Origin of the sequence: Micromonospora sp. LOL_025, assembly GCF_048060285.1 — a bacterium.
Lineage (GTDB): Bacteria > Actinomycetota > Actinomycetes > Mycobacteriales > Micromonosporaceae > Micromonospora.
Genome location: NZ_JBHMIR010000040.1, coordinates 1 through 19,819, shown reverse-complemented (window position 1 = coordinate 19,819; position 19,819 = coordinate 1). Strand labels below are relative to the sequence as shown.

General features: G+C 74.6%; 13 protein-coding genes. 4 read left to right on the top strand and 9 right to left on the bottom strand.

Annotated features, from left to right (window positions below):
• Window positions 1-317: 317 nt before the first annotated feature.
• The 4 genes from ACFHW0_RS28940 to ACFHW0_RS28925 all read right to left on the bottom strand — a co-directional run bounded on the left by ACFHW0_RS28940 (window position 318) and on the right by ACFHW0_RS28925 (window position 8,362).
• Complete coding sequence (locus ACFHW0_RS28940; protein WP_416612710.1) at window positions 318-1,445, bottom strand: DUF3068 domain-containing protein; 1,128 nt, start codon at window positions 1,443-1,445, stop codon at window positions 318-320.
• Between the two features lie 67 nt (window positions 1,446-1,512).
• On the bottom strand, window positions 1,513-2,337 hold the full coding sequence (locus ACFHW0_RS28935; protein WP_416612708.1) for a class I SAM-dependent methyltransferase: 825 nt from the start codon (window positions 2,335-2,337) through the stop codon (window positions 1,513-1,515).
• Window positions 2,334-6,695 carry an alpha-(1->3)-arabinofuranosyltransferase domain-containing protein gene (locus ACFHW0_RS28930; protein ID WP_416612706.1) on the bottom strand — a complete coding sequence of 1,454 codons (4,362 nt, stop codon included), beginning with the start codon at window positions 6,693-6,695 and terminating at the stop codon, window positions 2,334-2,336. The genes ACFHW0_RS28935 and ACFHW0_RS28930 overlap by 4 nt, the downstream gene beginning before the upstream one ends.
• Entirely contained in the window at window positions 6,692-8,362 is a 1,671-nt protein-coding gene (locus tag ACFHW0_RS28925) for a substrate-binding domain-containing protein (protein ID WP_416612704.1), read from the bottom strand. Before ACFHW0_RS28925 ends, ACFHW0_RS28930 begins: the two co-directional genes overlap by 4 nt.
• Before the next feature lie 248 nt (window positions 8,363-8,610).
• On the opposite strand from ACFHW0_RS28925, the gene ACFHW0_RS28920 reads away from it, so the two are divergent.
• Window positions 8,611-9,768, top strand: a complete 1,158-nt coding sequence (locus ACFHW0_RS28920; RefSeq protein ID WP_416612702.1) for a glycosyltransferase family 4 protein — start codon at window positions 8,611-8,613, stop codon at window positions 9,766-9,768.
• 52 nt (window positions 9,769-9,820) lie between these two features.
• On the opposite strand, the gene ACFHW0_RS28915 is transcribed toward ACFHW0_RS28920, so the two are convergent.
• Window positions 9,821-9,985: a hypothetical protein gene (locus ACFHW0_RS28915; RefSeq protein WP_157747273.1), complete on the bottom strand. Its 165-nt coding sequence runs from the start codon at window positions 9,983-9,985 to the stop codon at window positions 9,821-9,823.
• Window positions 9,982-11,700, bottom strand: coding sequence for a hypothetical protein (locus tag ACFHW0_RS28910; protein WP_416612700.1), 1,719 nt, complete (start codon window positions 11,698-11,700; stop codon window positions 9,982-9,984). The genes ACFHW0_RS28915 and ACFHW0_RS28910 overlap by 4 nt, the downstream gene beginning before the upstream one ends.
• A 134-nt stretch (window positions 11,701-11,834) precedes the next feature.
• Here ACFHW0_RS28910 and ACFHW0_RS28905 point away from each other — a divergent pair, with 134 nt between their 5' ends.
• Window positions 11,835-13,745 (top strand): hypothetical protein, encoded by a 1,911-nt coding sequence (locus ACFHW0_RS28905; RefSeq protein ID WP_416612698.1) that lies wholly within the window; start codon window positions 11,835-11,837, stop codon window positions 13,743-13,745.
• A gap of 19 nt (window positions 13,746-13,764) precedes the next feature.
• Here ACFHW0_RS28905 and ACFHW0_RS28900 read toward each other — a convergent pair whose 3' ends face one another.
• Window positions 13,765-14,520: an FkbM family methyltransferase gene (locus tag ACFHW0_RS28900; RefSeq protein WP_416612696.1), complete on the bottom strand. Its 756-nt coding sequence runs from the start codon at window positions 14,518-14,520 to the stop codon at window positions 13,765-13,767.
• 160 nt (window positions 14,521-14,680) lie between these two features.
• Here ACFHW0_RS28900 and ACFHW0_RS28895 point away from each other — a divergent pair, with 160 nt between their 5' ends.
• A complete protein-coding gene (locus ACFHW0_RS28895; protein ID WP_416612694.1) occupies window positions 14,681-15,931 on the top strand; it encodes a polysaccharide biosynthesis protein in 1,251 nt (416 codons plus the stop codon).
• Between the two features lie 46 nt (window positions 15,932-15,977).
• Here the strand turns inward: ACFHW0_RS28895 and nudC are convergent, their stop codons facing one another.
• Window positions 15,978-16,898, bottom strand: a complete 921-nt coding sequence (gene nudC, locus ACFHW0_RS28890) for an NAD(+) diphosphatase (protein WP_416612693.1) — start codon at window positions 16,896-16,898, stop codon at window positions 15,978-15,980.
• Between the two features lie 180 nt (window positions 16,899-17,078).
• Between nudC and ACFHW0_RS28885 the strand changes: the two genes are divergently transcribed.
• A complete protein-coding gene (locus tag ACFHW0_RS28885) occupies window positions 17,079-18,893 on the top strand; it encodes a VanW family protein (RefSeq protein ID WP_416612691.1) in 1,815 nt (604 codons plus the stop codon).
• Window positions 18,894-19,015: 122 nt separating this feature from the next.
• Here the strand turns inward: ACFHW0_RS28885 and ACFHW0_RS28880 are convergent, their stop codons facing one another.
• The gene (locus ACFHW0_RS28880; RefSeq protein ID WP_416612689.1) at window positions 19,016-19,399 is read right to left on the bottom strand and encodes a hypothetical protein; all 384 of its coding nucleotides are present in this window, start codon (window positions 19,397-19,399) and stop codon (window positions 19,016-19,018) included.
• Between the last annotated feature and the right edge of the window lie 420 nt (window positions 19,400-19,819).

Sequence of the window (19,819 nt, the reverse complement as noted above, 5' to 3'; positions counted from 1 at the left end):
GGGCATCGCCCCTATTACCGACGGGTAATGAACTGCCGATGATGGTGCCCCCCGCGCGGCACGGGTCACAAGACCCTCACTCACCGTTGGTGGTCCCCGATTGACGCGTGGAAGCGTGGACGTGACCGAGAGTGGCTGACGACGCGCCACCGGCAACCCGAACAAGCACGCAAACAGCACTCATCCCGCTGGGATCGGTCACTTTCGGTAGCTGCGACATAGATGGATCACGATTTAGTAACGACGGTGTCGCCTACGGAGACACCGAAGGGGTGTGCCGGTCCGGCCCACCCCTTCGCGTACCGCTCAGCGCATGGTCAGCGCTGGTCCACCTCGCCCGGCGCCGGGCGCTGGCCCGGCACCGTCCGATCGTCGCCGCGCCAGTTCGTCGACGCGGGCGGGATCTCGTCGCTCAGCGGCCCGCCCTCCCGGTCGGAGACCGTCGGCTGTTCGGCCGTCGCGTCGGCCCGGTGACGCGGCTCCACGGCCGGCTGGACGGCGCCCCGCCGGGTCACCAGCAGACCGGCCGCCGCCAGGATCAGACCCAGCAGCGCGAGGCCGATCGGCGCGTACACGCCCAGGATGGTCAGCTTCTGCCGGCTGTCCTCCGCCCGCTTCACCGAGGCGGCGACGGTCTCCTCGTTGTACGAGAAGTCGGCGTCCAGCAGCGTGGCCTGCGCGCCGACGTCCGGCATCAGCGTCTTGCGCTGCACCTCGCGCACCTTGAGGAACGAGCCGGTCACCGGGTCGATCCAGACGGTCCGGGTGTTGCTGTAGACGACCTTGCCGGTGGTCGCGCCCGGTGCCAGCGCGCCGAGCAGCAGCTTGACCCGCTCGTCCGCCAGGTTCAGCTGCTCGTCGGTGATCACCTGCTCGTAGCGGTAGGACTCGATGCCCTTGATGTCCTCGGTGCCCTTGAACTCCGCGGGCCGGACGTCCCGCAGGTCACGGTCGTAGATCGGGTAGGTCTTCTTCTCCGCGCCGAACGGGAACTTGTACATGTGGCCGGAGAACTTCACCTTCTCCTGCGTACCGGTGTCGTCCAGGTACTGGGCGTTCCAGTCGAGCGCGGAACCGGAGACCCGGTCCAGCGCCAGCGCCGCACCGTACGCGCTGACCAGCTCCTTGGAGTCCGTCCGCTCGACGGTCTGCCCGACCTGCCAGACGACGGCCTTGCCGTCGAGGTCACCGGAGAGCGTGCCGGTCGTCTTCGCGTCGGGCGACACGCGGACGGTGGACTTCAGGTCGGCGCGGTTGATCGCGATGTTGCCGTTGGTGATCTGGAGGAAGGTCGCACCCCTCGCCTCGGCGACCGAGGTCGACGCGTCCAGATCGTAGGGCAGCTTGGCCATCGCGGGCTTGACCACGAACACAAGCCCGGCGGCAAGCGCCAAGAGCAGTATGCCGCCGCCGAACAGCACGGCACCTATGGCGCGGTGCTTCATGTTTCCTCCCCGGAGGAGCTAATTTTCGCCGCTGTCGATGAGAGATGGCCGCGAGGTTACTACTTGGTCACATAGCAACGCGACCCCCGGTCAGCTCTGTTTTTTCCGCCGCGCCGCCCGGTTCCGCGCCGGTCCGACGCAGAACGAGCAGGAAGTTCCACGCCGCGACCTCCCGGACGCCGGGAACTCGGATGACCCACCGACCCCACCACGGGTGGTAGCGCGGCAGGGCGTCCAGCAGCTCCACTTCGGCGTTGCCCCGGGCCCAACGAAGCGTCTGTGCGATCGAGGTCGGAAAGAGCGTCTCCCCGAACCGGTTCTTCGGTGCCCGGCCGTTGCGACGCTCGTAGCGCCGCCGGGCCCGGTCGCCGCCGAGGTAGTGCCACGGCGCGGTCTCGTGCCCACCCCACGGCGACAGCCACGGGGTGAACGACACGAAGAGCACCCCACCCGGTCGGGTGACCCGGACCATCTCGTCGAGCATCCGGGTCGGCTCCGAGACGTGCTCCAACACATTGGACGAGAACGTCACGTCCACGCCGCCGGAGCGGACCGGCAGGGCCGTGCCGCTGCCCCGCAGCATGCCGGCGACCGAGTCACCGGCCGCCGAGAAGTCGCCGACGTCGGGGTCGAGCCCGACGTAGTGGGCCCCGGCGGCACGGAAGGCCGCCGCGAAGTAACCGGGACCGCCGCCGACGTCGAGCACCGTCCGTCCGGCGAGCGGAACGTAGCCGGACACCTGGCGTACGGAGTCCTCGGCGAGCAACCCGTAGAAGCGGTCCGGGTCGGTCTGCTCGACCAGGAAGGCCCGGAACAGCGCCACCGACCGGTCCAGCGTGGCGAACCGGCGACGGGCCGCCCGCCCACCGGCCCCGTCGTGTGCTGCGCTCATCGCGCCACCGTCCCGTCCTCGTCCCGATCCGTGACCGCGGCCGGTCGCCCGTCCTGCGTGCCCGGCGTCACATCATCCGCGTCCGTCACACCCGTCCGCGCGCGGGGCACCGCCGGGGCGCCGGGCGCCGTGGCCGGCGCGCCGGAGGCGGCGACGTCGGACGCGGTGCCCGGCGGCGCGACGGCCTCCGGCGGGATGCCGGGCACGGGAAGCACCGCGGCGACCACCGCCCCGACGGCGACGAGCATCGCCGCCTGCACCCACGGGCCGTACGCCCACTCCTGGCCGTGGCCCTGCAACCGCCCCGTCACCGCCGTCACCGTGGCGACGGTCAGCGCGCCGAACACCACCACCGGAAGCGCCCGGCGGGCGAACTGCCGCAGCAGCATCGCGGCCAGCACGATGGCCACCGGCAGCACGCCGCCCAGCGCGGCGAGCAGCACCACCAGCAGGACGCCGGCGACCCAGGCGGGGGCCTCGGCCGGGACCGCCCCCGACAGGGGCGGCACGGAACCGGCCGACGCGCGTCGCCGCACGGGCAGCACCGCCAGCAGCAGCACCACCAGCGCGGTCACCGCCCCGGCCGCCAGCCCGCCCCGGTACGTCCGGTCCGGCGCGAACACCAGGCGGACCTCGCCGTCGCCACCGGGGGGCAGTACCCACGCCTGCTGCCAGCCGTCGACCCGGGTAGCGGTCAGCTGCCGACCGTCCACGGTGGCCGTCCAGCCGGCGTTCGCGTTCTCCGGCACCACCAGCAGCGCCGCGTCGCCGGCGGCGACCCGCACCCGCCGGTCCGTCGGATTCCAGTCGAGCACGGTCACCTCGCGGTGCCGGGGCGCGGCGACCGCCGCCTCCGGACGCAGTGCGGCGTCCTGCACGACGAAACCGGCCGACGGCGAGGTCGCCAGCCGGTGCCCGCCGGCCGGCAGGTCCACCACGGCGCCGGTGGCACCGCAGACCGTGACCGGCAGCGGCCGACCGTCGAGCACGTCGGCGAGGGTGCCGGCGACGGCCGTGTCGTAGCGGAGCCCGTCCAGTTCGACGGCCGGCCCCGACCCGCAGGGCTCGACGACGCGCGCCGCGCCGGCGAGCGGGCGGAGCAGGTCCTCCAGCCCGGGGATCCGCACCTCGGCGATGCCGGGGGTGGCCGTCCAGCCGTTGCCCCGCCGGTCGGCCAGCCGCTCGGCGGACTCGCGCACCACGATCTCGATCCGGTCCGTCCGCACCGCCGGGAAGCGGACCACACCGTCCGCGCCGACCGGCAGCACCCGGCTGGCGCCCGGGGTGCGTACCTCGACCGATTCCGGCAGCGAGCCGACCGGCAGTTCCGCGGGACGCAGCCGCAACTCGGCGATCCGGCGCGGCCCCGACCAGCTCAGCCGCAGGGCGGGTCGCAGGTCGCCGGTGTCGGCCAGCCAGGCCGTCCCGGGATCGCCGTCGACCGCCGCGTACGCGGCCACGGCCGGGTCGCCGGCCAGGTAGGAGGAGGCGGCGGCCCGGACCGGCATCCCGGACGGGCTCCACTGTCCGCCCGGCCGGGGCACGGCGGTGAGGGCCAGCCGGAACGTCCCCGGCGTCGCGCTCTGGAACAGCCGGTCCACCCCGAGCGGTTCCTCGCCGACCCGGGCCAGGAACCGGTCGCACCGGATCACCGTCCCGGCCGGCCGGAGGCCGGCACCGGTGGCCGGCACGGCGTCCGAGCCGGAGTCGACGGCGGGGGTCGGGAAGCAGGCGGGCCGGTCGGCCGGTCCCCGGCTGAACGACCAGGCGACGGGGCCGACGAAGCCGGCCGGCGCGTCGGCCGGGGTGCGCAGCGCCCGGCGCGGGGTGGTGTCGGGGACGGCGAGTTCGCGGATTCCGACGCCGCCGTCGACCCGCCCGCCGGCCACCGCCAGCACCGTCACCCGCACCCGGCTGGTGGAGCCCGGAAGCGTGTAGTACGCGTGCGCGCCCAGCGAGCGGGCGACCTCGTGGTCCACCGAGCCCCGGTCGGTGGTCAGCCGGAACCGGGTCACCGGCCACCCCACCCCGAGATCGTCGACGAACGCGAGCGTGACGCGGGAGACCTCGCGCGGAGTGTCCAGGTCCACCTCGAGCCACTGGCCGACGGGCCCGGCCAACGGCGCGGAACGCCAGGCGGTGCGCTCGTCGCCGTCGACGGCCGCGAAGGGCAGGTACGACGGGTCGGCGGGAGACAGGTTGTCCACGAAGCTGACCGCGCTGGAGGCGGTCACCTCGCGTACGCCCTGGTAGGTGGCGACCGTCTGGTGCCGGTCACCGGGGAACGGCAGCAGGTCCAGGGCGACCCGGCCCTGCCGGCCCGCCTCGGCCGCGGTCAACGTCTGGCTGAGGTTGTCCCGGACCCGGCCGATGTCGCGTTCCCGCCGGCGCAGCCCGTCGGTCACGATCCACGACTCGTCGCCGCCGTCCCGGAAGCCGGCCCGGTCGCCGGCCAGCACCACCGGACGGTCCCGTTCCACCAGCCCCTGCTCCAGCAGCGGCAGCAGCGACTCCGGTCCGCCGCTGACCGTCGGCACGTCGTCGACGAGCACCGCCGAGGCGGCCGGCACCGGGCGCCGCACCTCGTACACCTCGACGGCCGGCAGCGGCCCGGCGGCCTCGTCGACCGGGCTGCCCGGCGTACGGCCGAAGGTGGTGGTGCTGCCGAAGGTCGCCACCCGCGCGATCCCCGGCGAGCCGGCGAGCGCCCGGCGCAGCACCGCCACCGGCGGCGCGTCCACCTGCGTGCGGTCGATGTCGTTGCGCAGCAGCAAATGCCGGAACCCGGACCGGGCCAGGTAGTCGGCCAGGCCGGCCGAACCACGGCCGTGGGACAGGACGGACTCGACGGTGTCCATCATCCGGGTGTTGCCGGCCGAGCCCAGCGGGATCTGGTGGCGTACCGCCCAGGGCGCCCCGGCCAGGGCCTGGAGCGGCTCGTCGACGGACCGCCCCCACTCGTACTGGCCGAAGCCGGAGCCCGGCACCATCAGGGTGCGGGCCAACGCGTCCCGCTCGGCCAGCCACGTCGCCGCGGCCCGCCAGTGGGGCGGCAGGTCCGACCAGCCCGGCCCGGGCCGCAACTGGCCCAGCCAGGCCGGCGCGGCGGCCCCCAGCACCAGCAGCAGCACCGGTACGAACATCAGCGGGCGCAACCGGAGGGCGGGGCGGCGGCGGGCGGCGGTCCGGTGCAGCCGGGTGACCCACGCGTCGACACCGTGCGCGAAGCCGAGCATCAGCGGCAGCCGCAGCACCGGGTCCAGCTTGTGCACGTTGCGGAACGGCGCGAGCGGGCCGTCGAGCAGGTCCCGCACCTGCGCCGAGAGCGGGCTGTCGAGGCTGCCGACGTAGCCCATGGTGAGCAGGGTCAGCCCGGTGAGGAAGCCCAGCACCAGGAACCGGCGCTCGGGCAGCAGGTTGCCGGCCAGCCCGGCCAGGCCGACCAGCGCCACCACCGCGGTCAGCGTCATCAGCACCGGGTTGTCGATCAGCAGCCAGCCCGCCGGCCACCACGGGTCGCCCTGCACGATGTACGCGACCCACTGGTTGGTGCCGCGGACCGCCTGGAAGAGCGAGGCCACCGCCGTCGTGGTGGTGGACGACTCGATGTAGTCGAGGAACGGCAGGCTGTACTCGCCGAGCAGCAGAAGCGGCACGATCCACCAGAGGCAGACCCCGACGACGCAGAGGCACCACCAGCCGACCAGCCGCAGGTGCTCGCGGTCCCAGCGGCGGGTCAGCAGCCAGACCCCGGGCAGCAGCAGCGCGAGCAGCACCACCGCCGCGTTGATCCCACCCATGCCGAGCACGGCCAGCGCGGAGAGCGCGGCGGCCCTTCGCGGGGACCCGATCCGACGCACCAGGACCAGCGGCAGCAGCACCCAGGGCAGCATCGCGGCGGAGAGGGTCTCGGAGGAGAGCGCGCCGATCTCGGTCAGGATCCGGGGGGCCAGGGCGTAGCCGAGGGCGGCCGCGTATCGGGTCGGCTCGGTGCCGACGCCCAGCGCCCGGGCAAGCCGGAGCAGGCCGTAGAACCCGGCGGCGAGCAGCAGGGCGGTCCACGCCCGCTGGGAGAACCACGGCGGTACGCCCAGCAGCTGCCCCCCGGCGAAGAACGGCCCCATCGGGAAGAGGTAGCCGTACGCCTGGTTCTGCAGCTCCCCCGAGGTGGCCTCCGGGTTCCACATGTGCAGCGCCCGGGCCATGAAGTGCACCGGATTCGCGGCGAGGTCGAGCTTGGTGTCGAAGGTGACCTGACCGGGGCGCTGCGCGAAGGCCAGCACGGTGAGCAGCAGCAGCGACAGGGCCGTGCCCGGCGCCTCGCGTACCGACCGGGCGACCCGGCGCGCCGACGTCACCGCCGGCACTCCGGGGGAAGGCAGCTCAAGTCGGCGAGCGCGGAGTAGAAGATCTGTCGGATGCCGCTGGGCTGCTCGGTGCGGAACACCTGGCCGCCGGTGACCTCGGCGATCGTCTCCAACTCGTCCGGGTCGATGTCCTTACCGAGCCCGATGAAGACGATCGGCAGCGGCCGGCGCGGGTCCTGGAGCGCGGCCAGCTCGGCCAGGAACCGGGACCGGCCGATGCTCTCCCCGTCCTCGTCACGCCCGTCGGTCATGATCAGCACCAGGTTGATCCGCCCGGGCGTCCAGTTCCGCCGGGCGTCCCGGTACGCGGCCAGCGTCGTGTCGTACAGGCCGGTGCCGCCCCGGGGCTTCACCCGGACGGCGGCCAGCCGCTCGGCCAGCCGCTCCCGCTGCGTCGTGTCCAGCGGAGCGACGGGCAGGATCTCCCGGTGGTCCCGGTCGCCGTCGACCTTCGTGGAGAAGACCCACATCCCGAGTTCGCTGTTGTCGAGCAGCAGGCCGGAACCCTCCCGGGCCGCCTTGAGCGTGGCCCCGAGCCGGGTCTCGTCCGAGCCGGGCACCCTGGCCGCCATCGAACCGGAGATGTCCAGCACGGTGAGGATCCGGGCACTGCGCTGCACGCCGCTCCAGCCGGTCAGCGCCTCGGTGACGGCATCCTCGGCGGGCAGTGGCGCCGGTTCGCGTACCTCCGGCGACAGCCGGCCGTCGCGAGGCACCGCCGGCGGGAAGCCGGCCGTGGTGCGGAAGCCGTATCCGGTCAACGCGTCCCGGGCCTCGACGGTGAGCAGGTTGGTGAGGAAACCGGCGGCGGCGTCGCGGACCGGACCGCGCGCGGCGGGCAGCACCACGTACGGCAGGTCCAGCGCGGGGACGGCGACCTCCGGGTACGCCGCGACCAGCTTGTCGCCGCCGGCCAGCGCGTTGTGCCCGAGCACGGCCTGCTCGCTGGTCGCCACGGCGTCGGCCTTGCCCGGCAGGCCCGATCCCGCCGGCAGGCTCCCGCCGACGCCGGGGGTGAACGTCCGGTCGGCGAGCCGACGCAGCACCGCCGCGACCGACCCGGCGGGGTCCCGTTCCCCGGCGACCAGACCGCGCACCCCGAGCACCGCCCCGACACCGGCCGGGTCGGCGGCCGGGTCGGGCAGCGCCACCTCGACGGCGCGGGCCTTCGGGCCGACCAGGGACCGCCAGGTCAACTGCTTCGCCGGCCAACCCAGCCGGCGCGCCGCCGGCTCGGTCACCGCGAGCACGACCGGCGTGCTCGCCACCGACGTACCCTGGGCCGGCACCTCGAACGCGCCGGCCGCGCGGGCCCGGCGCAGCCAGAACGTGGACTCCGGCACCCAGGCGTCGGCGACGTCCACGCCCTTGGCCACCTCGGCGGCGACGGCGGCGGACTCCTGGGCCTGGACCGCGATCGAGACGCAGGGCTGGGCGCCGACGCTGGCCCGGACGATCCGGTCCAGGGCCGGCGCGACCACCGGGGCCGCGGCGACCCGCAGTCGGACCCGGTCCAGGCACTCCGGGACGCCGCGATCGGACCGCACGTACGCCACCGTGGCCCAACCGGCCAGCAGCAGCGCGAGCGCCGCGCTGAGCAGCACCACCGGCGACCGCCGGAAGAGGCCCCGCACCGCTGCGGAACCGTCGCGCAGCACGCCCGGTCACCTCCTCGTCGTCGCCGGAACGGGGGGGTCCGGACGCAGGTCGCGCCGCGTGGCGCCGAGCGATGCCGGCCAACGCACGCGGTCGCGCTGCACACCCTGCCAAGGTTTTACGCCGCCGGCAAACCCCCGGCCGACCAGCCCTTCCCGGACCGTCGCCACCGAAGCGGCCCATTGCGAATGTGACCCACGTCGCCCTAGGGTGGCGCGATCGTGCTCACTTACTCGTCGGTAGGAGCAGCGTGGACAACCCCGGCACCCCCTCGCGCCACGTCCTGTTCCTCAACTGGCGCGACACGAGCAACCCGGAGGGCGGCGGCTCCGAGGTCTACATCGAGCGCATCGCCGCCGAACTCGTCGGCGCCGGCCACCGGGTCACCCTCCTCTGCGCCGCACACGGCAACGGCGGCCCGGCCGGCACCACGCCCGAGGGCGTACGGGTGCTGCGGCGCGGCTCCCGGATGACGGTCTACGCCCGGGCGGCGCTGACCTGCCTCGCCGGCCGGATCGGGTTCGGCCCGCTGGGCCGGCGCGGTCTGGGCCGACCGGACGTGGTCGTCGACGTCTGCAACGGGGTGCCGTTCTTCGCACCCCTGTACGCCGGCCGTCCGGTGCTCGCCCTGGTGCACCACGTGCACCGGGAACAGTGGCCGGTGGTCTTCGGCCCGTGGATGGCCCGGCTGGGCTGGTGGATCGAGTCGTGGCTGGCGGTCCGGCTGTACCGTCGCTGCCGCTACGTGACCGTGTCGGAGGCGAGCCGGGCGGAACTGACCACCCTCGGGGTGGACGCGCACCGGATCGACGTGGTGCCCAACGGCACGCCTCCGGTGACCGGCCCGTCGCTGCCACGCACGCCGCACCCGTCGCTGCTCGTGCTCGGCCGGCTGGTGCCGCACAAGCGCGTGGAGATCGCCCTGCGTACCGTGGCCGAACTGGTCACCGAACTGCCCGACCTGGAGCTGGTGGTGGCCGGTCAGGGCTGGTGGGAGCAGCCGCTGCGGGAGTTGTCCGAGTCGCTCGGCATCGCGGGTCGTGTCCGGTTCACCGGGTTCATCAGCGAGGAGGAGAAGCACGTCGCGCTCTCCTCGGCGTGGGTCGCGCTCACCCCCTCGCTCAAGGAGGGCTGGGGGCTCACCATCGTCGAGGCCGCCGCCCGGAGCACCCCGACCGTGGCCTTCCGCTACGCGGGCGGCGTCGCCGAGGCGATGGTCGACACCGAGACGGGTGTGCTCGTCGACGACGAGAAGGAGTTCACCGCCGCCGTCCGCGAGTTGCTGGCCGACGACGTGCGGCGCAAGGCGATGGGCGAGGCCGCGCTGGTCCACGCGTCCCGCTTCACCTGGGCGGCGACCGGGACGCGCTTCGCCCGCCTGGTGACGCAGGTGGCCGCCCGCGCCTGAGCCGGGAACGACGAAGGGCACCCGCGACGCGGGTGCCCTTCGTGCGAGTGGTTCAGCGCGTGCCGTACAGCGGAGCCTCGGTCCCCTGCTCACTCACCTTGGTGTTGGCGGCCTCCTTGGCGGACGGGCTGAGCGCATTCGCCAGTCCGACGCTCCCGAGCAGGCCGAGCACGACCCCGAGTACCCCGACGGCGACGAACGCGGGCAGGTTCCTCATCCACCTTCTCCTTCCGCGGGACTCGCGTGCCGGGACGCTACCACGCGGTAGCGTCCCCGCGCAGCGCCCGAAAAAACGATCCCCACCACCACCGTTCCGGTCAACAGATGGGCCAGTCCCACCGGGCCGGGCCGGGCCGGTGCGGGCGGCGGCGACCAGTCCGGGTTCTCGTACAGGGCCAACTCCGGTCCGGCGTGGACGGTCCGCAGCCCGGCCAGTGCCGACGGGGGCGTGGTCGGGCCGACCGCCCGCTGCACCAGCACCCACCGCGCGCCGGTGGTCGACAGGGGCGTACCGGCGGCGAGCAGCTCCCGCACCCGCGCGGCGCGCGCGTCCTCGCCCGCCACCGCCAGGCCACCCACCCGCAGCGTGTCGTCGATCAGCACCGGCACGGCGAGATACCGGGGTGCCGGATCGATCACCACCTGGCCGTGGTTCCAAGGGAAGCTCTGGTACTCCTGGAACGGCAGCGAGATCACTTCACCGGGCCGTTCGGCGGTCAGCCGGGCCACCGTCGCCCAGTCCGCCGGCCAGTCCACCGGCCGGAGCCGACCGGCGCCGCCGAAGGCGAGATCGGGCAGGAGCGCCACCGGCAGGAGCGCCGCGCCGACCAGCGCCGCACCGGCGGTCGTCGCGTCGAAGCGGGTCGCCAGCCGGTCCGCGAGCCGTTCCGCGCCGAGCGCGCCGGCCACCGCCAGCGCCAGCGCGTACGGCACCAGCAGCTTCTGGCCGTCCCGGACCAGGCCGGCACCGGGCACGGTGGCGACCAACCAGCCGAGCAGGTCCGCGCCGCCGGGCAGCACCCCGAGCGCCGCCGCCAGCCACGACGCCACGGCGAGCAGGCCGAACCGGTCGGCGGCCGACGACGACCAGCGCCGACGCAGCAGCGGGAGACCGTACCCGGCGACGGCCAGCAGCAGCGCGGTGGCCAACGGCACCAGCACCACCGCCCGGGACGCGGGGGTGGTCTGCCCGTTCCAGATGCCGCCGGTGCCCGCCAGCGCCGCCAGGGGACCGGCCCAGTTCTCCGCGCGGGCGGCGAACGCCGCCACCCCGACCGGGTCCGATCGGCCGGCCCCGCCGCTGACGATCCCCGCCACCAGCCACGGCGCGTTGAGCAGCACCGTCAGCCCCACGCCCAGCGACGTCGACCGGGCGGCCGCCGGATACCGCCCGGGCAGCAGCACCGCGACCGCGACCAGGGCGAGCACCCCGCCGGTCGGCGTGATCGCCGACGCCGCCGCCGCGAGCAACAGCCGGCGCAGCCCACCACGGCGGCCCGCCCGCACGTCGAGCGCCGCCCGCACCAGCCAGGGCAGCGCGGCGTACGCGACCAGCAGTCCCCACTGCCCGACGAGCAGCCGCTCGGCCAGGTACGGCGTCCAGGCGTACCCGACGGCGGCCACCACCCGGACCGCGACGCGGTCCGTCGGCACCAGCCGGGCGGCGCCCAGCGCGGCCAGGTACAGGATCGCGCCCAACACCAGCCGTTGCAGCAGCCAGCCGGGCACCACCTGACTGGCCAGCGCGACCACCGCGTCCTGCGGGACGGCCCGGGGCAGCGCCGAGGCCGGGACGATCGCCTCCCAGCTCAACGCCTGCCGGGGCACGAAGACCATGTCGTAGCGGAGCACGTACCCGGGCAGGGCCAGCGGGGCGAGCACCACCGCCGTCACGGCGGCGGCCACGCCGTGCGGCACCAGCCGTTCGCGCATCCCTCGACCTCACCACTGCGGGCGCGACGACCGCCGCGCTGGTGGCGGCCACTGTACGCGGACCCCTGGGCGGTGCCCGAACCATCCGTTGACCTGATGGGAGCACCGGTCGACGGTGTGGCAGTCTTCCCGCCATGGCATCGACCGGGTCCGAGGTGGCCGCCCAGCGTGACGAGAGCGGACCGATCGGCAGCTGGGTACGCGCCGACCCGGTACGGGCGGTCGGCATCGTGCTGGTCGTGGTCGCCGTGGCGTGGCGGGCGCAGCTCGCGTCCCGGGGGGATCTCGCGGTCGACGACTGGGTGTTGATCTCCCAGGCGGCGGAGACCGACCTCACGCCGGGTTTCCTGCTCACCCTCTACAACAACCACTTCATGCCGGCGGCCCTGCTGGTCACCTGGCTGGTGACCCGGCTTGTCGGCCTCGCCTACTGGCCGTACGTGCTGCTGATGACCGCCGGCCAGGCGGTGCTGGCGGTGGCCTTCTTCCGGCTGCTCCGCACGCTGGTCCGGCCCGGTTGGGCGCTGCTGGTGCCGCTCGCGGTCTTCCTGTTCAGCCCGCTCACCCTGGAGGCGGGTTCCTGGTGGGCGGTGGGCGTCAACATGCTGCCGATGCAGCTCGCCATGGTGCTGGCCGTCGGCGCCCAGCTCCGCTACGTCCGCACAGGCCGCCGCCGGCACCTGGTCAGCCTGGCCCTGTCGGTGGTGTTCGGGCTGCTCTTCTTCGAGAAGGCCCTGCTTGTCGTGCCGTTGGTCTTCCTGCTCACCGCGTGCCTGCTCGTCGGCGGGCCGCCCGTCCGGGCGGTACGGGAGACGGTACGACGCTACTGGCCGTCCTGGGCGGTGCTCACCGCCGTCTCGCTGGGCTTCGCCGGGCTCTACCTGACCCGCTCGGAGTCCTCCCTGCGTCGGCCGGACTCGCTCGGCGAGGTGCTGTCGTTCCTGTGGCAACTGCTCGGCTCGACCGTCGTTCCGGGCCTGCTCGGCGGGCCGTGGCGGTGGATGGCGGCGGGCGACGGCGCCCCGGTGACCGCCCCGCCCGAGCTGGCCCGGTGGCTGGCCTGGGCCGTCTTCCTGGCCCTGGTCGTGGTGACGGTGCGTATGCGCCGCACCGCCGGACGGGCGTGGGTGCTGCTCGGGGCGTACCTGGCCCTGGTGACCGCCCTGCTGGGCGCGACCCGGCTCGGCTCGGTCTACAGCGACGTGGCCGGCACCGTGCCCCGGTACGTCAGCGACGTGGTCGTGGTGGCCGCGCTCTGCATCGGCGTCGCCCTGCTCGGCCTGGCGTCCCCCGTCGTGGCACGGCCGGTGGGCGGCGCGGACCCCGGCCCCGAGAACCGAGAGCCCGGTTCCGCGGACGTGAGCGACCCGCCCCCGCCGGCGTTGCTGACCCGGCACCGCGAGACGGTCAGCACCCTGCTGGTCGTCGTGCTGCTCGCCGCCGGCCTCGGCACCGCCTGGAGCACCGTCCGGTACGGCGACGAGTGGGCGGTCAAGCAGGGCCGGGCCTACCTGGAGACCGCGCGGGCCGAGCTGGCCGCCGCCCCGCCCGGGACGGTCTTCCTCGACCAGCCGGTTCCCGGCGGCGTGGTGCCCGCGCTCTCCGCGCCGTACAACCGGCAGTCGAAGTTCTTCCAGGCGATGGAGGACGGCCCGGTCTTCGTCACCGGGGCGGAGGCCCCCTCGATCTTCGACGACGGCGGCCGCATCGCCCCGGTCCGCGTCGAGGGCCCGGCCGTCCGCCCCGGTCCCGAGGAAGGCTGCGGATACAAGATCAGCGGTGGCCGGACGGTACGGATGCCGCTCAGCGCACCCCGGGACGACTGGTTCTGGGTGGTCCGGATCGGCTACCTCAGCTCCGCCGACACCACCGCCGTCTTCCGCCTCGGCACCAGCGTCCGGGAGTTCCCCGTCAAGCAGGGCCTGCACCAGTACTTCTTCGAGTTGACCGGCGGCGGCGACACCGTCGAGCTGACCGTCCCGCGACACGGCGTGACGGTCTGCACCAACGAGGTCGTCGTCGGCACCCCGGTGCCACAGCAGTAGGGCGCGCCGGGGCCCGCCGTCACTCGGGGCGGAACAGCACCGAGTTGACGTAGCGGGGGCGCGGCCAGAGCACCCGGCGGGCGAAGCTCTGACCGACCCGGGCGATCGCCGCGCGCTGGTGCCCGCCGAGATCGAAGTCGGCCAGCGGCACCCAGTCCCGCCCCGGCAGCACGTACCCGTGGTAGCCCCAGCCGGCAAGCAGTTCCAGCAGCGGGCCGACCGGCTGGATACGCTCCTCGACCTCGATCAGCAGCACCGGCCGGTCCCGGCGGACCGTCTCCGCCGCGCCCCGCAGCGCCGGCAGCTCGTGCCCCTCGATGTCCAGCTTCACGAAGCGCACGTCGGTCAGGCCGAGCGAGTCGAGCGTGATCCGCCGCACCTCCACCGGATCGCCCTGCTGCGGATCCTCCAGCGAGGAGGTGCCGACGATCGCCCCGCCCTCGGGAAGGTAGAGCGACGCGGTGCCCTCATGGTCCGACACGGCCGCCTCGACCACCTCGGCGGCCGGGAAGGCCGCCCGCAACTGTCGGGCCAGCGGCGGGGTGGGCTCCACCGCGACCACCCGGTCGGCGCGCCGGAGCAGCCGGGCCGTCCACGGGCCGTACCAGGCGCCGACATCCACGGCGGTGCCACCGCGCGGAACGAAACGGGGCAGCCGGGCCAGCTCCGGCTCCACCCGGGGGTAGACCCGCCGGATCGCGGCCGCGACGAACCGCTCGGGAAGGACCGCGGCCAAACCGGAGGTGGCTGCGGAAGCCACGCGCGTCGACGCCATGGGCCAGCACACTAGACGCTTCCGGGCCCGCTGGGCAGGGGTCGCGCGTGCGGGGCTGACGGGCCGCACGGCCGAGCGGTACCGTCACCCCGGCCGGGCGGTGTCCCGGCCGCTCCGCCGGCCGCGGCGCGCACCGGGCAGCAGCGCGACATGGGGTGACATGACCCGGACCACGGGCAGGGACGCCGGAGCCGTCCGGCTCGGTGCGGCGGGCGCCGCCGTCACCGTCGCCACCATGCTGACCAACGCGCTGGCCTACGTGGTCCCGGTCCTGGGGGCCCGCCGGCTGGCCGCCGCCGAGCTGGGCGCGCTGGCCACCGTGCTCGCCCTGGCCGCGATCGCGGCGGTGCCCGGTTTCGGCCTCCAGATCGCGGTGGCCGCACACCGCGCCCGCTCGGGTGGTACCGGCGGCAACCGCCGGCTGGCGCTGCGCACCGCCACGCTCACCGCCGGCGTGACGGCGCTGGCCGCGCCGGTGCTGAGCGCGGCGCTCCGGCTCCCGTTGGCGCTGACCCTGCTGCTCGCGGCCACCACCTTCGCCACCGTGCTGGCGGGCCGGTCGCTCGGCGAACTCCAGGGCGACCAGCGGTTCCTGCGTCTCGCCACCGCGATGACCGTGCTCGCCGCCGGCCGCTACGGCGGTCTGGTCCTCGGGCTGGCCCTCGGTCGGGGACCGGTCGACTGCCTGCTGCTCGCCACACTCACCGGGCTGGCCGTCCTGCCCCTGCTGACCCGCCTCGCCCGTCCGGGCCGAACCGCCGCGCCGGCCCCGCCCGGGGGCACCCCGGCCGCCGCGGTGGACCGCCGGCTGACCGGCCGGCACGTCATGACGGCCTGCGGCGCGTCGCTGGCGATGCTCACCATCTCGTACGCCGACCTGATCCTCGCCCGGCAACTGCTCCCCGGCGACGCCTCCGGCGGGTACGCGGTCGGGTCGGTGCTCACCAAGGGCGCGCTCTGGGCCCCTCAGGTGGTCACCGTGCTGGTGCTGCCCCGGCTCGCCCAGGGCGACCGGCGGGCCCGGGTCGCCGCGCTGGGCCTGATCCTGGCCTGCGGCACGATCCTCGTCGGCGCCTCCGCGCTCGCCGGCGAGCTGGCGTTCCGCCTCGCCGGTGGCGCGGACTACCTGCACCTGGCCGGCGCGGCACCGCTCTTCGCCGCCGTCGGCGCCCTCTACGCGGTGGTGTTCATGCTGGTCAACGACCAGGTGGCGACGGGTGCGCGGTGGCCCGCCGCGCCCCTTTGGCTGGCCACGGCCGGCCTCGCCGGGGCGGCGCTGCTCGCCGCGCCGCGTACGGTCGAGGGCGTCCTCGTCTGCGCGCTCGGCACCGCCGTCCTGACGGCCACGGTCATGGCCTGGCTGACCTTCCGCTCGCCGGCACCCGGCGGCCCGCCGACCGGCGACCCCTGACGGGAAGCCCCTGCCCTCGCCGGGCGGCGGCACGCGCCCCGCCGAGTCAGGCCCCGGCGGCGAGCCAGGAGCGCAGCAGGAGGTGGTCGATCGAGTCCGCGCGGCCCAGCGGCCGTCCGGCGGCCACCCGCTCGCGCAGCTCGTCCCGGGTGAACCAGCGCGCCTCCAGCAACTCCTCGCCGTCCACCCGCACCTCCTCGGACGCGGCGGTGGCCCGGAAGCCGATCATCAGGCCGGCCGGGAAGGGCCACGCCTGCGAGCCCACGTACGCCAGGTCGGTCACCGCTACGCCGGCCTCCTCGGCCATCTCCCGCCGGACGGCGTCCTCCAGGCTCTCGCCCACCTCGACGAAGCCGGCGAGCGTCGAGTACGCCCCCTCGGGCGCGCCCGCGTGCCGGGCCAGCAGGCAGCGGTCGGGGGCGCCCGGCGCCTCGATCAGCACGATGACGGCCGGTTCGATGCGGGGGAAGAGGAGCCGGCCGCAGTCCGCCCGCGCGCACGACCGGACGTGTCCGCCGCCCCGGGCGACTGTCGACGCCCCGCACGTGCCGCAGAAGCGCTGCTGGCGGTGCCAGTGCAGCAGCCCCCGCGCGTACGCCTGGACGGCCGCCCCGGCCGGGTCGAGCCGGCCCACCAGCGCCCGGACGTCAACGGCGGCGGCCGCCTCCGCCACCTCGACGGCGGCGGCCTCGGGCAGCCCGGAGAGGTCGACGGCGAAGACGGCCGAGCCCTCGTCCATGCCCAGGAAGACGGTCTCGTCGGCGACGGCGAGCGCCTTGGCCGCCCGTTCCCCGGTCAGCCGCACCGGCACGTCCCCCGCGACCAGGCAGCGGTCCCGCCAGAGCGGCAGCAGGGTGCTCGCCGGTTCCGCCAGCAGCGCGGCGATCCGTTCGGGGTCGGTACGCAGTTCCCCCGCCCGGTCCAGCCAACCGCCCCCGTACGCCAGGACCGCCTCGTCCGCTCCCATGCCCCTACCGTGCCATGCCCGCCGGCCCGCCCGACGACCGGCCGGTGTCCCCCGACACGCCGTGCGACACGCCGCGACGCGGCGGGTGGGGCGCTGGCTCCCGCCCCGCCGGAGCGCCGGTTACCGTAGGTGTCTTCCGGGCGGAGGCGCGCTCCCCCCGTTGTGGTACGTCCGATCGAGGTGACCGTGACGCTGTACGGCGAGCAGACTCCACCCGCCGACGACCGGCCCACCGTGCAGGTCAAGGCTGTGACCTGGCCCGGTGACGAGCCGGAGCCGGTCGTGCCGGCGGGCAGGCCGGGCGGGTCACGGTCCCGCCGGGTCCGCCTGCTGCTGGCCGCCGGGGCCGCCACGGCGGTGCTGGCCTCCGTGGCGGGGGCCGGCGCCTACGCGTACGCCGGTGACGTGCCGCGCGGGACGACGGTGCTCGGCGCGGAGCTGGGCGGCCGGAGCCGCGCGGACGCCGCCCGGGAGCTGCGGACCGAGCTCGAACGCCGCGCCGGCACGCTCAACGCCCCGCTGTCGGTACGCGTCGGCGAGCGGACCGCCACGATCGACCCGGCCACCGTCGGCCTGGCTGTCGACGTCGACGCCACCGTTGCGGCGGCGGCCGAGGCCGAGGCGCACGCCGTCGACCGGCTCGTGGGGTCCCGGGCGGTGCAGCCGGTGGTGACCGTGGACGCGGCCCGGCTCGACGCCGCCCTGGAGAAGGTCGTCGGCGACCAGGGCCGGAAGATGACCATGCCGGCGATCACCTGGAAGGGCACCACGCCGAAGGCGGTGCACCCGAAACCGAGCCTCGCGCTGGATCCGGAGCGCTCCGCGCAGGTGGTACGGGAGGGCTGGCTCAGCGGCCAGCCCGTGACCGTGCCGCTGGTCGAGACGCACCCGGCGACCAGCGCCGAGGAGGTGGACCGGCTGGTCGCCGAGCTGGCGAAGCCGGCCGTCGCCGCCCCGGTCACGCTGACCACCGGCAAGGGCTCGGTGCAGATCCCGCCGAAGGCGATCGCGAGGAGCCTCCGGTTCACCGCCGACAAGGCCGGCAAGCTGACCCCGCAGGTCGACGTGAAGCGGCTGCGGGCCGCGCTCGGCGACGACCTGGCCGCGATCGAGGTGCCGCCGAGGGACGCCCGGATGACCATCGCCGGCGGCAAGCCGAAGGTCGTCGACGGCAAGCCCGGGCAGCAGCTCGACAGCGCGGCCCTCGGCCGCGACCTGCTCGCCGTCCTGCCGAAGGCCGACGACCGGAAGGTCACCGGCGAGCTGAAGCCGGCGGAGCCGGAGCTGACCGCGGAGAAGCTGGCCGGGTTGGGCATCAAGGAGCGGGTCTCCACCTTCACCACGCACTTCACCGGCGGGCTCTCCTCGCCGCGCAGCCAGAACATCGTCACGATCGCGAAGGACGTGGACGGCACGCTGGTGCTGCCCGGCGAGACGTTCTCGCTCAACGGGCACACCGGCGAGCGCGGCTACGCCCAGGGCTACCGGGACGCCCCGGTGATCCTCGACGGCAAGCTGGTCCCGGGGGTTGGCGGCGGCACCTCGCAGTTCACCACGACGTTGTTCAACGCGACGTACTACGCCGGGCTGGAGGACGTCGAGCACAAGCCGCACTCGTACTGGTTCAGCCGGTACCCCGCGGTCATCGAGTCGACCATCTTCTGGCCGGACCTGGACTTCAAGTTCCGCAACAACACGGAGCACGGCGTCCTGATCGACACCTCCTACACGTCGGGTTCGATCACCGTGTCGATCTGGAGCACGAAGATCTGGGACAGCGTGAAGACCGAGTACAGCCCGCGCCGCAACATCACCCACCCGAAGACGGTCTACCTGGAGCCCGGCCCGACCTGCATCCCCGCCAACGGCAGCCAGGGGTTCACCCAGGACGCCTTCCGGGTGTTCAAGAAGGACGGCAAGGTCGTGAAGCGGGAGAAGTTCACCTGGCGCTACTCCGCCGAGCCGCGCTTCATCTGCGGTCGCGAGCCGTCCTGACGGCCGCCTGACCCACGCTCGGGGAAGCCCCGCCGGCCACGTCGCCGGCGGGGCTTCCTCCTGTCGTACGCGCACCGCGTCGCGGCCTCCGTGGGATGCAGCAGCCGGTCCCTGTTCCTGCCCTACCGGTGCCGGAACCACAGGTTGGGCTCGGTGTAGGTGCCCCGGTCGAGTTCGCGCTCGACACGCAGCCGGGCGAGACCGTCGGGGATGACGTAGTCGCCGCTGTCGGGGAAGACCATGCCGGTCCACTGCTCCCACTCGGCGACGGTGCCGGTCATCGTCTGCGACCGGGGTGCCGTGGCGATCAGCCGGGCGGCTAGCCGCCAGTGTGTACGCACCCAGGGATCGAGCGGGGCGCCGTCCTCGCGGGTCCAGGTGGCGAACCGCTCGATCGGGGTCAGGGGGTAGCGGGCCTTGAGCGTGGGCCGTACCGGGGCGACGACCCGCGGCCAACCGCGCTGGTCGGCCAGCGACCGCAGGGCCGTGAGCAGGTCACCGGCCAACCCCCGGCCGCGTAGGTCGGAGCTCCAAGTCGGCGAACACCTCCCGTACGCGGCCGAGATGACGACCCGCCTGCCGGTCGGCGCCGATGAAGGCCGGCCAGCCACCGGAGAACAGCCGCTGCATCTGGTCGTCAGGCCGCGGCCGGGCCTTCAGGGGTTCCACGACGGTCCGCACAGCGGCCCTCCCCAAGACGGTCCCGCGCGTCCTTGTCGCTGGTCGACAGGTCGGCGTGTTCCGTCTTCCTGGTGGTGTTCGGTTTCCTCGTGGTGGTCGGCTGCCTATTCTTCCGGCTTGCCCGTAAGCCGTGAAAAGGTCCGTAACGCAGTTCAGGGCCACCCCGAAGGGTGGCCCTGAACCGAATGATTGTCCGGCGGTGTCCTACTCTCCCACACCCTCCCGAGTGCAGTACCATCGGCGCT

Excerpts from the sequence above, each read along its gene's own strand:
- ACFHW0_RS28940 (WP_416612710.1), bottom strand. The coding sequence starts at position 1,445 with ATGAAGCACCGCGCCATAGGTGCCGTGCTGTTCGGCGGCGGCATACTG.
- ACFHW0_RS28935 (WP_416612708.1), bottom strand. The coding sequence starts at position 2,337 with ATGAGCGCAGCACACGACGGGGCCGGTGGGCGGGCGGCCCGTCGCCGG.
- ACFHW0_RS28915 (WP_157747273.1), bottom strand. The coding sequence starts at position 9,985 with ATGAGGAACCTGCCCGCGTTCGTCGCCGTCGGGGTACTCGGGGTCGTG.
- ACFHW0_RS28910 (WP_416612700.1), bottom strand. The coding sequence starts at position 11,700 with ATGCGCGAACGGCTGGTGCCGCACGGCGTGGCCGCCGCCGTGACGGCG.
- ACFHW0_RS28905 (WP_416612698.1), top strand. The coding sequence starts at position 11,835 with ATGGCATCGACCGGGTCCGAGGTGGCCGCCCAGCGTGACGAGAGCGGA.
- ACFHW0_RS28900 (WP_416612696.1), bottom strand. The coding sequence starts at position 14,520 with ATGGCGTCGACGCGCGTGGCTTCCGCAGCCACCTCCGGTTTGGCCGCG.
- ACFHW0_RS28895 (WP_416612694.1), top strand. The coding sequence starts at position 14,681 with ATGACCCGGACCACGGGCAGGGACGCCGGAGCCGTCCGGCTCGGTGCG.
- nudC (WP_416612693.1), bottom strand. The coding sequence starts at position 16,898 with ATGGGAGCGGACGAGGCGGTCCTGGCGTACGGGGGCGGTTGGCTGGAC.